The following is a 13,226-nucleotide window of genomic DNA, read 5'->3' on the forward strand; positions in this document are numbered from 1 at the left end:
CCCTTCGCGTGCTGCGCCTCGGTCGCCCGGTCACTCGGCCCGCGCCGGGCCTGCTCACGCAGCGCCAGCAGCTCCGCCACACGGCCACGGGTGTCGCTCGGCTCACCGGACCCGGCGAGCCTCCCCACCGACATGCCACAGCCCCTCTCGATGTTGCCTCTCGGCATTGAACTAAGCGTAACAAACCACCTAAGCGGTTTTCTGCCGGAGGGCAGCCTGGCTGCAGAAACGTGCCTTCAGCCGCACTAACGCCAGCTCTGCGGCGCCCTGTACGGGGCCTGCTCCCAGCGCCGCCACGCGGCCGGACGACCCTCCGCACCACCCCCGCGCGCACGGGTCACGGCCCGATTCCGCGCGAGCACCGAGAGCAGAGCCTCGTTGAGGGCGCTCAGTTCGTCCTGGTTCGCCCTACCGCGCTCCACTCGCGCCACCCCGGCCGCAGCACCGCCGAATCCACTCATGACAGCCCCCTTCCTCATCAGGAAACCCTGGAACAGCAGGCTGGAGCGGCGGTCGAGCGGCGATCGCGGGGGGCGTTCCCCGCCCGGGGGCAAGATGTGAAGGCGTCATCACAGTCGCAAGCGGAGCTCGCGGTTTCGCTTCTGCCGAGTACCAAAGGACGGTAGAAATTAAACCGGTTGGTATGTATCTTTGGTGTCCCGCGAGGGGCTCACCGGTTTTCGTTACCGTTGTTTTGGGGGAAAGATGACTGCAGCAACGATCCAGCTTGCTCACCCGCTCATGAACGAGGCATCTGCACGGGACACCCGGTCAGGGTCGTCGATCGCGCCTCCCCTGTTCCGCTTCCCGTCGCTGACGACCACGGTGCCCAAGGAGTTCGTCCACCGGGCGGCCGTCGCCGAGGTCATGCTCACCGACTGGAAGCGCGAGGATGACGAGCACTTCAAGGTGACGGCCCAGTGGCCCCGCGGGCACAGCTTCTTCAGCCCCATCGGCGCACACCACGACCCGCTGCTGGCGGCGGAGACGATACGTCAGGTGGGCTCGCTCCTCGCGCACGCGGAGTTCGGTGTTCCATTCGGCCACCAGTTCCTGATGTGGGACCTGGAGTACGCCGTCGAGCCCGACCAGGTCCTCATCGGCGGCACACCCGCGTCGCTGGACATCGACGTCACCTGCACCGAGGTCAAGCGGCGCGGCAGCGCCCTGACCGGACTGCGCTACGAAGCGGTGATCCACCGCGACGGCAAGCCGGCCGTACGGGGAGGCGGTGCCTTCACCTGCACCACACCGGCCGTCTACCGCAGGCTCCGGGGAGACCGCTGCACCGCCGAGGGCCGGCCCCGGCTCCCCCTCATGGCCCCCGCCTCGCCGCAGAGAGTCGGGCGCATGTCACCCATCGACGTGGTGCTCTCCCCCACCGGGGAGACGAACCGCTGGCAGTTGAGAGCCGACACCCGCCACCACGTCCTCTTCGACCACCCGGTCGACCACGTGCCGGGCATGGTGCTCCTGGAGGCAGCCCGTCAGGCGGCGGCAGCGGCCCTCGACAGCTCCGCGATGCTGCCCATCGGCATCGTGAGCGAGTTCCACCGGTACGCCGAACTGGACACGCCCTGCATGATCCAGGCGCAGCACCTGCCCGGTACGGCCGGCGTCGAGAAGTCGGTCCTGGTGACAGCCCACCAGGACGGGGACCTGGTGTTCACCTCCACGGTGAAGACGCTGTCACCCGAGAGCTGATCGGACCATGCCGATGCCCTCGCCCTCATGAGGCCGCCTCGGGGCGAAGGCACCGGCATGGTCCCCGGCCCACTCGGCGAACGACCGGGCGGGCCGGCCCGTCACTTCGCGGACCCCGCTTCCCACCGCGGCTTTGGCTCCGTCGCGCTGCCGCCGCGCACTGCTCAGCAACGCCTCCGCCAGTTCGGGCGGGTGGCGGCGCAACAGCGCGGCGCGCGCTTCCTCCGGTGCCAGTTCCTCGAAACGCAGCGACACCCCGAGGACCCGCGCGAGCAGCCGTGTCTGTTCGGCCGCGCTGATCGCCTCCGGCCCGGTCAGCGTGTGGGCCGCGCCCTCGTGTCCGTCCTCGGTGAGCGCCCGCACCGCCACCTCGGCGATGTCACGCGGGTCGACACACGCGTTCGCCGACGTCCCGTACAGAGCCCGCACGACGCGATCCGAACGGACCGTCCCCGCCCACGACAGGCAGTTGGACATGAACGAACGGGGCCGCAGCAGGGTCCAGGCCATCCCGGACCGGCGCAGGAGTTCCTCATTGTCACGCTGCCAACGGGTGATCAGGTCGTCGGCCCGCGCATCGGTGACCGAGGCCGCGGAGAGCGCGACGACGTGGCGCACACCCGCCGCCCGCGCCGCCCGGAGAAAGACGGCGCCTTCGTCACCGCCGACCCGGCTCGGGACGAGGAAGGCCTTCCGCACCCCGCGCAGCGCCCGGGTCAGCGAGTCGGATCTGGCGTAGTCCCCGGCCACGGCCTCCACCTCGGGCCGCGTGACCGTGACGCCCTCCGGGTTCCTGGTCATGAGACGCAGCGGCACGCCGGGCGGGAAGGCGCGCACCACTTCCCGGCCGACCGTCCCTGTCGCACCTGTCACCAGAATCATCGGGTCCCCTCCCTCTCCGTCCCGGCTTCCCGACAGGGCTGGGGAAGCAGACCGCCGCGCCAGGGTTCGAGGTGGCTCCGGTTCCGCGATGTGAGTCGATCATGCTCTCCCCCCATTCGCTGCGGGCGCCGATCACTGTAAGATACATACTAGCCGGTTTTTTTCATGCGCTACGGTGTCTTCGATGCAGTAGTCACGTAAATGGAGGAGGCGAGAGTGGCGAAGCAGGATCGAGCCATCCGTACACGTCAGACGATCCTGTCGGCAGCGGCAAACGTGTTCGAGAAGCACGGTTACCAGGCAGCCACGATCGCCGAGATACTCAGCGAGGCTCAAGTCACCAAGGGGGCCCTGTACTTCCACTTCCAGTCCAAGGAAGAGCTGGCCCAGGGTGTGCTCAGCGAGCAGGAGCAGCGCCTGGGTGTCCCCGAACGTGCCTGCAAGACGCAGGAGCTCGTGGACGTGATCATGCTGCACGCCTACCGGCTGCAGACAGACCCCATGGTCCGCGCCGGCGTGCGGCTGTCCCTGGACCAGCAGGCGCACGACCTCGACCGCAGCGGCCCCTTCCTGAACTGGGGCGCGGTCCTGACCAGGCTCCTCGACCAGGCGCAGGCCCAGGGCGAGCTCCTCCCGCACGTAGTGCCCCGGGAAACCTCCGACGTCCTGGTGGGCTGTTTCGCCGGCGTCCAGGCGATGTCGCAGGCGCTCAGCAAGTACCAGGACCTCGCCGAGCGGGTCTGCTCCCTGCTGCGTCACCTGCTGCCCAATGTGGTGCTCGCGTCCGTCCTCGCCGCGGTGGACATCTCACGCACCCGAGGAGTGGCGGTCTTCACCGAGCTGACCGAGGTACTCGAGGAGAAGGCCGGTATCCCGGTCGGTTAGGCCGGCACCGTTTCCAGCCCGGGGGCCGCCATCGGCCCCGGGCGCGCGTCCATCCCGAAGAACGCCGCCAGTGCGTCGGCCAGCGGTCCGCCACCGTCCGACGCCCAGGCGACATATCCGTCGGGGCGCACGAGTACCGCCGAGAAGGGCACGGAGCGCGTCGGCAGGCAATGGACCACACGCAGGGACCGCTCCCAGGCCCGCGCCGTGTCCGCGTAGCGCCTGCCTCCCTCCCCGAAGAGCAGCAGGAGGGGTTCGCCGCCCTCCCCCAGCAGTCCGATCAGGTCCGACGGGCCCTTGGCGGTGGCCAGTTCGATGTTGTGCAGAAAGGTTCCTTCGTGCGGGGACCGATAGCGCGGGCTCGCGGGAAGCACGGTGTCCTGGGCACTGATCATCCCGCTGAGGAAGTCATTGCCCCTGCCTGACTCCAGGAGCCCGGTGAGCAGCGTCCGCAGGGAGTCGAGTTCGGTACCGGGACCCATCAGCGCGACCTGGGCACGCGTGTTGTCGATGACCTTCTGGGCCGCGGGCCGGCGCTCCAGGCCGTAGGTGTCGAGCAGCCCGTCGGCCGCGGCACCCCGCACCACGAGGCCGAGTTTCCAGCTCAGGTTGAGGGCGTCCAGCACCCCGGTGCTCAGGCCCTGCCCACCGATCGGGAAATGCACGTGCGCGGCGTCCCCGGCCAGGAAGAAACGTCCGGCGCGGTACGTCCGGGCGAGCCGGGTGAAGTCGCTGAACCGACTGAGCCAGCGGGGGGCGGTCATCGTGATCGCGTGTCCGACGATCCACGACACCTGACTGCTCAACTCGGCCAGGGTGAGCGGGACATGCCGGCTGGAGGAACCATCTCCACGGGTGAGCGTGTGGACGAGGGTGTGGCCGTCGGAGCCCTTCTTGGCGATGAGCCAGCCCCTGGGCGTGCGGTGCCAGCCCACCGGGATCGCCTGATCGTCCGGGATACGGACCAGGCCCATCATCGCGGACATGGTCGGCGTGCTGACGTCGGAGGCGATTCCCGCCATCTCCCGGACCGTGCTGCGGGCACCGTCCGCCCCCACCACGTACGCCAGGGTGAACGTCCGACGCCCCTGCGGGGTCTCCGCGGTGACCCGTACCCCGTCGCGGTCCTGCGCCATCTCCGTCACCCGGTGCTCGCGCAACACCCGCGCACCGTTGGCCCGCGCCCGGCTCTCGAAGAGCCGTTCGAGTTCAACCTGGGGACACTTCAAGATCGGGTTGGGCTCCGCCTCCGGGGCCGTGATGGACAGGCCCGGGATGCCGGCGAAGTGGAAGGGCATGGTGGCTGTCCGGCCGTCGGGCCGGGACGCCGGTGCGAAGAAGTAGCCTCGCCGGGCCAGACACTGAACCGCCCTGGCGTGGAGCGTGGTGGCCTTGGGTCTCTCCGAGGTGGCGGCCTCGGATTCGAGGACCACCGTGTCCACGCCCTGCGCGGCCAGCTGCGCCGCGGCCAGCATGCCGACCGGTCCTCCCCCGACCACCATCACCTGTGCAGATATTCGGCCAGTCATCCTGGGCCTCCCCCTCTTTGCGCCCGGAGCGTCCCCACGCCCCTGGTCATCAACGGACCACATACGGAAACGCAGGAGAGGGCTTCGCCCCGTTCTTCTCGCGGAACACCTCTCCGTCGAGAAATATACCGGTTGGACGGTTCTTTGCAACGCCTCTCCCTCAGCTCCGGATCAGGAGCCTCATCGCGGGAGGCCGGGGCGGCTCATGGGCAAGGGGATGGGACATATTCCATGGTGGAGCAGGGCTCGGAGCACCGCCGAAGCGACGTATCGGCCTGCTTCCCCGGACGGGCGAGTTACCCGGGCTCGCCTGGGCTCAGGAGCCGGAACGCCTGGGACACATGCCCGGTCGCCCGTGCCGGCGCGCGGCCCTGCCCCCGGCGTCCCTCGCGGCCCGGATACCCCGTCCGGGGCCTGCCGGCTACAGCGGGAGGGTCGTGCCTGTTTCCTGCGCCGTCAGGGAAGGGGGCCTTCCCTCGGAACGCGCGGTCTTGCGCCCCTTGTGTCCCGGCATCAGCGTGCGCGGGTCGACACCCTCTGCGGGCGCTCCGGTGGCGTACAGGCCGTCAGGAGCGCTGTCACGGTCGTGCGGGAGCAGCCAGAAGACCCTGCGTCGGAACGTACCGGACGAGCGCGACGGCTTGGCCTGCGGCCCCAGCTGGGTGTACCCGACCATCCGGCCGTCCCGGTGGTAGGCGGGCTTCCCCCGGCGGGTCGGCAGCCGGTCGAGGCTCTGTCGTACGTAGTCGAGATCACCGATGTCCTCAAGCCAGACGAAGTCGACTTCGTGGCTGATCTCGTCCTCTGCGATGAGGGCGCTCATGCTGTCTCCTGATCAGCGAACAGTCCAATGCCCGGGTAGTACTTCCGCTGGTTGGACAGGATCATTTCCTTGGGTGATGCCAGTCCGACCGCTTCACGGACCCTGGCCGCAAAAGCTCGGGACGAGACTGCCGGGGCACCCTCATTGTGACACCAGGACTTATAGGCCGCGTAGAGCGTGGCTTGTTCCACTCTCAACCCCCCGTCGATCCGGCAGGATTCACTGATGAAGCGCCCCGTGTGGTCCTCGGTCTCGGCGTAGGCGGTCGTGGCGATCCGAACCCGTTCGGGGCCGGTCAGGACCTTCTCACCGGCCAGGTACCGACGGGCGCCCTCGATAAGCCAGTTCAGGATGCCCGGCCCCTCCTCCGTGACGAGGATGTCCGCCAGGTTGTCGATCTTACGGTCGTCGGAGACGACTCGTTCGAACGGAATGAGCCGCATGCGCCGCCAGAACGCGAAGCCGCCGGTGCCGACCTCGGGACGGTGGTTGCCCAGCAGCCAGAGCTTGTGCGTCGGCTCGAAACTGAAGAAGTCCTGCCTCATGCGGCGCGCCTTGATGCGGTCGCCACCGGTCAGGAGCTTGACCCTGGCCTCGTCGAACTTGTCCCCGGGCTTGACCTCGCTGCACACGATGACCCGCCGGCCGTGGAGCTCGGCCAGGTCGGTGGGGTGCCCCTCGTAGGGACGGGCCATCAGGAAGCCCGGCGGGGCGGCGTCGGCGTAGTCGCCGAGCAGCTTCATCAGGACATCGAGCAGGACCGACTTCCCGTTCTTGCCGGAGCCGAAAAGGAAGGGCATGACCTGGCCGCCGACATCCCCGGTGATGGAGTAGCCGAGCAGCAGGTGCAGGAAATCGACCATCTCCGCGCCGTCGGCATCCTCGCCGAAGGTGTCGGTGAGAAACCGGTGCCAGCGCGGCGTCGCCACGGCCTGCGGTGCCGCGCTGGTGGAACGGGAGTGGAAGTCCTTGTCCGGGTCAGGGTTCCGGATCAGCCCCGTGCGCAGATCGACGATGCCGGCCGGGGTACACAGCGCGTACGGATCGGCGTCCAGCCGCGCGGCGTTGAGCACCATGCCGGGGGCGGCCTTGGCCTGCGTGAGCATCGCGTTCATGCCGCTGGTGCTCAGGGCGCGGCTGCGGTGCCGGTGCAGCGCCGCGCCGGTGTGCACACCGCGGGCATCGGTGACCGCGATGCTCTCGGCCAGGTCCCCCGCGGCCCAGATCACCGTGTCATCCTCATCGATCTGCCAGCGGGTGCTGTCCCAGCGGTACCAGCCGAGGCCCGGTACGTGCCGGTAGTCGTTGGCGTACAGCTTGACGAACAGCTTGGCGTTGCCGCGGTCGGTGAGTGTGTCCGGCAGCAGCCCCGCCGCTGTCGCCTCGCCGGCCGGGGGCCGGCCGGCCGTGGTCTCGCCTCCCTGTGCGGGCAGCGGCACGGGGGGCTGCGCGAGGATCTGCGCGGCGACCGCCTGCGCGTCGAAAAGGGCGTTGTCGTCCCCGGAGATCACGCACGGCCTCCCGGGGACAGCGGGCGCAGCAGTCCGGCGTCGAGGCCACTGCGGATGATGGCTCCGGAACGGCGGTCCTGACCGGGGCGGGCCTGCTCGGCGGCCGCTCTCAGCGCCTGCTCGGCGGCCGCCTCCGAGAGGTGACCGCCGGCGACCAGCCCCCCGGCGGTGTACGCGGCCCGGTTGAGCTTCGTGGAGAAGGCAGCGCCTTCCGGGACGGCCGCGCAGGCCGTCACCTCGCCCAGGACCCGCGAGAGGGCCCCCACGTGTGCGTCACGGCCTCCGCCCGCCGCGATGACCGCCTGGCGGGCCCTGGGCGGGACAGGGCGCGGAGCGGGCACGTCAGCGGGCGGGAGGTGCCCGGTACGGGCGAGTTCCTGTGCCAGCCAGCTCGGAAGTGCTGCGGGCTCGCGGGTCGGACCGACCGGCGTGTAGGTCCCGGCGGCCGTGGTGGTGCCCGGAACGACGATGTACCCGCCATGGGCCCGCACATCGACCTGCCAGGCCAGGGCCCGGGGGCTGTTGGACCCGGTGGAGCACTGCCAGCGGTGGCTGCCATGGGCGCGGTACCAGACGTGGAGGCCTCCGGACGGTGTGCGTACCCGCAGGGTCGTTTCGTCGTCCGCCGGACTCACCTCGCCCCGCAGAGCGGCCAGTACGCCCAGCGTGTGGAATCCGTTGGCCAGTCCGCTCAGATCCACGCTGCGGGGAATCGGGATGCCCGGCAGCAGCCGGTCCCGGTCCGGAGGGGGCTGTCCATGCGCGTCGATGTCGATGACCACGAGGTTGGCGGGTCCGCAGGCGACCCCGACCCCGAGACCGGGACGGTTGGACCACCATTCCTCGATGCGGGCGAAGTCCAGAGTGGCCGCGTGAAAGCCATGGCACCAACGGCCGGCCAGGAGGCAGGCGCACCCGTTGCGAACGTGGCCGGGCTGCCGGCACGCCTCGCAGTTCGCCGTGGGCGTCTTGCGTCCAGGAGCCAGCGGATGAACCGGCCAGCCCCGGCTCGCACACCACCTGGCAATCGCGATACTCGGCGGCCCCGCTACGGGCTGCTCTGAGTCGCTGCTTGAAACGTCCAGCTCATGAGCCATGCGCACCCCCATCAGCGACCAAAGCGACTCAACGACGAACATAGGTTATCGAAGCCCCTGCGGCCGAGGGTTCTCCGGGCCGGAAACGGGGTTGTCATGTCCAGGGACAGAGCTGTCAGCCCGCCGGAGAAGCCATCAGCGACCGAGGCGTCCGAACGCCAGCGACTCTGGCGGTCTCGGTCGCTGCTCCAGTACTCTGAAAGATTGCAGGTCAGGAGCTTGCAAATCCCAAAACAGCGACTGAAGCGACTCAACGCACCTATATATAACGCACACGCACACACGCGAATGTCCTCATATACCCGACCCATCGGTCGCTTCGGTCGCTTTTCCTTCTGTCAACCTGCTCTGAACTGGGATTTTACAGATTCTGAGCGAGCGACTGAGAAGTTCTTCGGTCGCTCAGATTCAGTCGCTGGGATCCAGGTGGCCAGCGACTGAAGCGGAACGACCGCCCTGTCGCGACAGGGCGGTCAGGCACGACGCCCCTGGACCGGGCACGCGGGACGAAGGCCCAACCGGGGTTCAGAGTCGCTTCGGTCGCTCCGCTTGTCAGATCCCGGAGCCCCGGCGCAAAGGCCTCCGCCACTTCAGCGGGCGGAAGGCAGTACGTGGCCGGTGCCGGCCACGCCGAAGTTCCGGCCGAGGCCCGCCAGGACGAGGGGAACGCTGGTCATCGTCGTGGGGCCCGTGCCGAAGCTGGTCAGCACGCTCGCCGGCCAGGGGGATCACGGCGCCGATGAGGCCGATGAGTACGACCGGCACCGGCCCGTACCGGTCGGCTATTCGTCAGGAGCTCGGGGCCTCCGCGCAGCCGCCGGACTGCGCACCAGGGCCGCCGAGTTGAGGCCAGGTCGCGTTCCTGTCGCGGACGTCAACGACGCCGTCGGCCCGGCCCGTGGTACAGGTCCGTGGTACAGGTCCGGCTGTCAGTCGATACCGCGGACGACGTGCGGCTCGGCGATGTCGTCCTCGTCGATGCCCGCGAGCCGCAGTGGCGGGGTCCAGCCCGGGAAGAAGTCCACTACCTCGTGAACGAATCCGAATCCGACGTCCTGTTTCTTGATGTCCTGCACGTGATCCTCCGTCTCAGCAGGTCCAGGTCGGTGAAGGGTCAGCCATGGAGCATCTCCACTCGCCGGACACTCCTCGAACCGGTCACGGCACGGTGGATCTCAAGCGCCGCCGTCGATCGGTTGAGCGTGATGTAGTGCAGCCCCGGGGCACCTTCGGCCAGGAGCCGCTCGGCCATCGCGGTGGCGTACTCGACGCCGATCCGGTAGCCCAGCGCCGGGTCCTCGCGGGCGGCATTCAGGTGGTGTGCCAGGTCCTCGGGAAACGCGGCGCCGCTCAGTTCGGCGAAGCGGCTGATCTGGCGGGCGTCGGTGGCCGGCATGATCTCCGGGATGATCGGGATGTCGCAGCCCGCTGCGGCCACCCGGTCACGCAGCCGCAGATAGTCCTCGACCTGGAAGAACATCTGGGTGAGGGCGTAGTCGGCGCCCGCCCGGCACTTGGCGACGAAGTGCCTGATGTCGCTCTCCCAGTCGGGCGAGCGGGGGTGCCGTTCGGGGAAGGCCGCCACCCCGATGCTGAAATCACCGAGCTCCCGGACGAGCGAGACCAGTTCGTGGGCGTACCGGAAGCCGTCGGGGTGCGGGATCCACGGTCCGTTCGGATCACCGGGCGGATCCCCGCGCACGACGAGGACGTCACGCACACCGGCATCGGCGTACTGGCCGATGATGTGGCGCAGCTGGGCCACCGAGTGGCCGACCGCGGTGAGATGGGCGACCGGGCGCATCGTCGTCTCCGCGACGATCCGGTTGGTCACCTCGATGGTGCGCTCCCGAGAGGAGCCGCCCGCCCCGTACGTGACGGAGACGAAGTCCGGTCCGAGGCGCTCGACCTGGCGGATGGCCTGCCACAGTGCGCGCATACCGGCCGGGGTCCTCGCCGGGAAGAACTCGAAGGAGAACGAGGGGGCGGGCCGGTCGAGGGCCTCACGCAGCATCGTCATGTCGGCCCCTGATCTCGATGGTTCCGGTCACCGCCATACGCACGGGACTCCTTCGATCGCTCGGATCCTCCACCATGCGGCCCCGCGCACGAGGATCCTTCGCGCAGCGCTGGAACGCGCGTGGAGGGGCTACGACCCTGCACGCCCTGTGCGGCCGGGTTCTCCGCCCGGTGCCCGGGGCCCGGAGCCCGGAGCCCGGGACCGGTCCCGGGCACCTCGTCGGGGCAACGTGCCCCCGCACCAGATTGTACAAAGTTGAACGACTTCTGTGAGAGCCGTTCTCCCGGAAGCCGCCGTCACGCGAGAACCGGGTTTCCCGGGCTCCAGCGACCCCTTGCGGGCCCCTGTCGAACGGACGCCCTCCCTCACCGTTTCCGGCACCGGGCCGGAGCGCCCCTCCCCCACCGGCCCATGAGGCGCGTTGCCGAACAGGCCTTCTCCCCGTCCAGGGGGAGGCACCCCGCCGGCCTGGAGGTGCCTCGGCTGCCACCGCACGCGGTGCTCCGACAGTTCTCCATCGGTGGCGGTCCGATAGAGACGGCCACTGTTTGAGGACCGGCGCAGAGACTCTGCCGGGCGGTGCGACCCGCTGGACACGAAGGGAATCCGTGGCTCCGCGCAGGTGGCAGCGTGGGCCGGACCGTGCTCTCCGGGTTCCCGCTCTCGCTCGACTCCCCCGTGCGGGATCAGCTGTTGTGCTCGCTGCGGGATGCGACCGGGGAGCGTGTCCTCGGCGGCAGCGCGAAGACGGGCTTCGCGGCCGCGCTCTCGGTACGCCGACGGATGGTCACGGAGTCCCCGGCAGCGACGGGCGGCACCGCGCTCGGGCCGTCTGCCGGTTGCCGCCCGGTCAGCGGTCATCCACGCCCTTCTACGTCGCGTGGTGGTACCGGAGAGATTGGCGTATCCCCTGGTGTACGACGCTTCCCTCGGCGTGGAGTCCGGCAGGCCCCTGCTCCACGAGCGGCGAGTTGGACGGCGGTGGGGGACCTGGAGCCTCGGGGGTGGAGCCGCGTCAGGTGGGCAGCCATCCTTGTCACTGAGGGCCACGGGCGGCTTCGCGGGCAGGGCTCCAGGCCATACCCGGGCATCGACGGAACCGTATGGCAGCCATCTCCCTCGGTCTTTGTATCGACACTCCTGGAGTGTCGATACAAAGGGCCGGGTCACATGTGGGGACTCCACCAGGGAGATCATGCGGAAGCCGACAGACGCGTTTCCGGTCCGCTCGCGGCGAGCGGACCGGAGGCTCTGATCACGTCTCGGAAGGACAGATGATCAAGGAATGTCCGGCCCCGAGCAGACTGTGGGTGATCTCGGGGGGCCTCACCTCGTGCCACCACGATCGGTCGGACAGCGGCGAGTCGGCATCGAATACGTGCGCTGTACCGGGCTGGACGCGAGCGACACGCGACGAACCATCCTCTGCTGATCCGCCCTTCCTCCGGTTCGGATACCTCCCCTACTCTCCGCCCAAGCGAGGAACCGTGATCATTCCTCGTCACCACACTGCGCGCCCGACTCACTCCGCCAAAGGGCCGGCCATCTGGGCAGACTCCTTTTCCCTCGACGCCAGGTCGCTTGGCCGGACAGAAGGAGTTCGCTTTCATCGCGATCGTTCGGCACCGGGGTCGATGAGCCATGATCTGCGCTCTGTACACCCTCGCCACCCATCACGACCTCCCGAACGGCGTTACCGTGTCGGTACATCGGCACCCACTGAACGTAGCCGGAATCGGCGCATTGATTGACGGATGCCCTCTTCGGACTTCCATGAACTGCGATCACCACTCCTCCGGCAGAGCCGACAGCATCAGCGATCAACCAACCTCATCGACACCAGATGGGAAGGTACTGGAGCACGAGAGAACCATGGCGCTAGTATGCAGAGATAGAAACGCGAAAAAGAGCCTCTGACCTGGGCAAACAAACAACACTGCAAACATTGGCGCAAGCTTGTCGACACATAGGAGTTGAGGCATGACGCACGGCCTGAACCCTAGCCTTGGCAAGAGTGTGTACCAACGGTTTCACAGCAGCGTGTCTGTAGGTAGCTGTCACTTCCCTGAGCAACGCATGTCCAAAGGCCTTCGTTCAGACCTGCTTCATCCCTTGTATTCACGTGGAGAAGACAGCCTGTTTGCCAGCTGGTTCACAGGCGCGTCTGCATGCGAGACCGCACATCACTCCGGTGGCGCGACGACCAGTTACCCCGCTTGCAGATACGCGGGCAGACGTGCCTGCCCGCCCACTTGCACGCTGAGTGGTCTGCATGTGCGCAGGTATACCTGCTCGTCCCCCTGTAGCTGTGTACACGGGACCGGGGGTTGGCTCACTAGCCAGCCGCTCAACACGTACACAAAGAGGAGAGCGGACACGATGTCACGCAAGGCAGTAGGTCTGTCTGGCCATGCGTTGCCAGGCAGAGAAGCAGATAGGTGGGGCAGCGGACACTCAGGTGAGCCTGATAAGGGGCACTCGTGTCGGTAGGACTGCGCAGGTGCCGACAGGAGTGCCTGATGGCCGCGCTGCCGGATGCCCGGTCTGCCCGTCCACTGGGATGCCGGGCCGCCTGCGTGCTGGCTCAGAGGCCCGTGTGCGGGTCCGGCGCGAAGCCGGTACGCACGTACCGTCGCATGCTTCCGTTCAAGTGCAACAGCGTGCAGGCCTCGCTGTAGACATGCGTACATGGCAGCCTGCGGGACCACCGGCAGGGCGTCGTGTACGCAGCCTCACGGGCTGGAGAGTCCGCCCCGCGGATTGCCCGCGTGTTGA

Annotated in this window: 9 protein-coding genes; 2 read left to right on the top strand and 7 right to left on the bottom strand. The window is 68.5% G+C overall.

Annotated features, from left to right (window positions below):
* The first annotated feature begins 741 nt into the window (after positions 1 to 741).
* On the top strand, positions 742 to 1,704 hold the full coding sequence (locus ACIP89_RS37115; RefSeq protein WP_401933472.1) for a ScbA/BarX family gamma-butyrolactone biosynthesis protein: 963 nt from the start codon (positions 742 to 744) through the stop codon (positions 1,702 to 1,704).
* Here ACIP89_RS37115 and ACIP89_RS37120 read toward each other — a convergent pair.
* Positions 1,690 to 2,586, bottom strand: a complete 897-nt coding sequence (locus ACIP89_RS37120; protein WP_402118888.1) for an NAD(P)H-binding protein — start codon at positions 2,584 to 2,586, stop codon at positions 1,690 to 1,692. The genes ACIP89_RS37115 and ACIP89_RS37120 overlap by 15 nt on opposite strands.
* A 216-nt stretch (positions 2,587 to 2,802) precedes the next feature.
* Between ACIP89_RS37120 and ACIP89_RS37125 the strand changes: the two genes are divergently transcribed.
* Positions 2,803 to 3,471 carry a ScbR family autoregulator-binding transcription factor gene (locus ACIP89_RS37125; protein ID WP_401933467.1) on the top strand — a complete coding sequence of 223 codons (669 nt, stop codon included), beginning with the start codon at positions 2,803 to 2,805 and terminating at the stop codon, positions 3,469 to 3,471.
* On the opposite strand, the gene ACIP89_RS37130 is transcribed toward ACIP89_RS37125, so the two are convergent.
* The 6 genes from ACIP89_RS37130 to metF form a co-directional block, all read right to left on the bottom strand.
* A complete protein-coding gene (locus ACIP89_RS37130; RefSeq protein WP_402118890.1) occupies positions 3,468 to 5,000 on the bottom strand; it encodes an FAD-dependent monooxygenase in 1,533 nt (510 codons plus the stop codon). The two genes, ACIP89_RS37125 and ACIP89_RS37130, sit on opposite strands and share 4 nt — an antisense overlap.
* Positions 5,001 to 5,421: 421 nt before the next feature.
* Positions 5,422 to 5,823: a DUF6009 family protein gene (locus tag ACIP89_RS37135; RefSeq protein ID WP_401933462.1), complete on the bottom strand. Its 402-nt coding sequence runs from the start codon at positions 5,821 to 5,823 to the stop codon at positions 5,422 to 5,424.
* A complete protein-coding gene (locus ACIP89_RS37140; RefSeq protein ID WP_401933478.1) occupies positions 5,820 to 7,331 on the bottom strand; it encodes a phage/plasmid primase, P4 family in 1,512 nt (503 codons plus the stop codon). Before ACIP89_RS37140 ends, ACIP89_RS37135 begins: the two co-directional genes overlap by 4 nt.
* Positions 7,331 to 8,431, bottom strand: a complete 1,101-nt coding sequence (locus ACIP89_RS37145; protein ID WP_402118926.1) for a bifunctional DNA primase/polymerase — start codon at positions 8,429 to 8,431, stop codon at positions 7,331 to 7,333. The genes ACIP89_RS37140 and ACIP89_RS37145 overlap by 1 nt, the downstream gene beginning before the upstream one ends.
* Positions 8,432 to 9,360: 929 nt before the next feature.
* Complete coding sequence (locus ACIP89_RS37150; RefSeq protein WP_402118892.1) at positions 9,361 to 9,507, bottom strand: hypothetical protein; 147 nt, start codon at positions 9,505 to 9,507, stop codon at positions 9,361 to 9,363.
* A 38-nt stretch (positions 9,508 to 9,545) separates the two neighbouring features.
* The gene (gene metF, locus ACIP89_RS37155) at positions 9,546 to 10,451 is read right to left on the bottom strand and encodes a methylenetetrahydrofolate reductase [NAD(P)H] (protein WP_402118894.1); all 906 of its coding nucleotides are present in this window, start codon (positions 10,449 to 10,451) and stop codon (positions 9,546 to 9,548) included.
* Positions 10,452 to 13,226: the final 2,775 nt, after the last annotated feature.

The organism is Streptomyces sp. NPDC088730, from assembly GCF_044751215.1.
In the GTDB taxonomy this organism is placed as follows: domain Bacteria; phylum Actinomycetota; class Actinomycetes; order Streptomycetales; family Streptomycetaceae; genus Streptomyces.

Bases quoted from the DNA above. Each gene is read 5' to 3' on its own strand.
- ACIP89_RS37120 (WP_402118888.1), bottom strand. From the start codon at position 2,586: ATGATTCTGGTGACAGGTGCGACAGGGACGGTCGGCCGGGAAGTGGTG.
- ACIP89_RS37145 (WP_402118926.1), bottom strand. From the start codon at position 8,431: ATGGCTCATGAGCTGGACGTTTCAAGCAGCGACTCAGAGCAGCCCGTA.
- ACIP89_RS37115 (WP_401933472.1), top strand. From the start codon at position 742: ATGAACGAGGCATCTGCACGGGACACCCGGTCAGGGTCGTCGATCGCG.
- ACIP89_RS37135 (WP_401933462.1), bottom strand. From the start codon at position 5,823: ATGAGCGCCCTCATCGCAGAGGACGAGATCAGCCACGAAGTCGACTTC.
- ACIP89_RS37130 (WP_402118890.1), bottom strand. From the start codon at position 5,000: ATGACTGGCCGAATATCTGCACAGGTGATGGTGGTCGGGGGAGGACCG.
- metF (WP_402118894.1), bottom strand. From the start codon at position 10,451: ATGACGATGCTGCGTGAGGCCCTCGACCGGCCCGCCCCCTCGTTCTCC.